Origin of the sequence: Mycobacterium sp. E3298 (genome assembly GCF_001666895.1) — a bacterium.
In the GTDB taxonomy this organism is placed as follows: domain Bacteria; phylum Actinomycetota; class Actinomycetes; order Mycobacteriales; family Mycobacteriaceae; genus Mycobacterium.
The window spans coordinates 1-968 of sequence record NZ_LZJB01000586.1; the positions used below are offsets into that span (position 1 = coordinate 1).

Genomic DNA, 968 nt, shown 5'->3' on the forward strand with positions numbered 1-968 from the left:
TCTGGGCGGGCACCCGGTGCCAGGCCGGCAGGAACCGCCCGTACGCGGCGGTGCTCACCGGCTCCACCTGTGCGCGCAGCGCGGCCAGCGACCGGCGCCGCAAGACGCGCAACACCTCGGCGTCGCACCACTGTTCGCTGCCGGACGCGCTGGGGGTGGCGGCGACGAAGTCGCCGCGCACCAGGCGGCCGTCGGCGGCCAGCCGGCCCAGCACGTCGGCCGTCACCCGCAGGCCCAGCCCGAACCGGGCCGCAACATCCGCCGTGGTGAACGGGGTGTGCGTGCGCGCGTAGCGGCCGAGCAGCTCGCCCAGTGGGTCGGCCACCGCCTCGGTGAACGCGGCCGGCACCCCCAGCGGAACCGGCGCCCCGACCCCGTCGCGCAGCCGGCCGATGTCCTCGATGGCCACCCACCAGCTGCGGCCGGCGAACGACACCGTCAGCGCCCGCCTCGCACCCAGCAGGCCCTCCAGCCAGCCGCCCACCTCGGCGCCGCCGGCGCGGGCGGCGATCTCGTCCTCGGTCATCGGGCCCAGCAGCCGCAGCAGGTCCGCGACGCCTTCGGCGTCGCGCGCGGCCCGGTCCTCGGTCAGGTGCTGCAACTGGCGGCCGGTCGCGGCGATGACGTCTGGGTCGAGCAGCTCGCGCAGCTCTACGCGGCCCAGCAGCTCGGCCAGCAGCGTGCTGTCCAGCGACAGCGCCGCGGCCCGGCGCTCGGCCAGTGGGGTGTCGCCCTCGTACATGAATGCGCCGACGTAACCGAACAACAGGGACGCCGCAAACGGGGAGGGGCGGTCTGTCGCGACCTCGGCAACCCGCACCTTGCGCTGGGCGATGCCGGCCATCAGTGACGTCAGGGCGGGAACGTCGTAGACGTCCTGCAGGCATTCGCGGACGGTCTCCAGGACGACCGGGAAGTCGGGGTATTTGCGGGCCACGTCCAGCAATTGGGCGGCCCGCTGGCGCTGG

Annotated in this window: 1 protein-coding gene; it reads right to left on the reverse strand. The window is 74.9% G+C overall.

The window, feature by feature from the left end; translation table 11 throughout:
* The coding region (locus A9X05_RS26810; RefSeq protein ID WP_197499216.1) for a crosslink repair DNA glycosylase YcaQ family protein at positions 1 to 968 on the reverse strand (968 nt) is incomplete at both ends.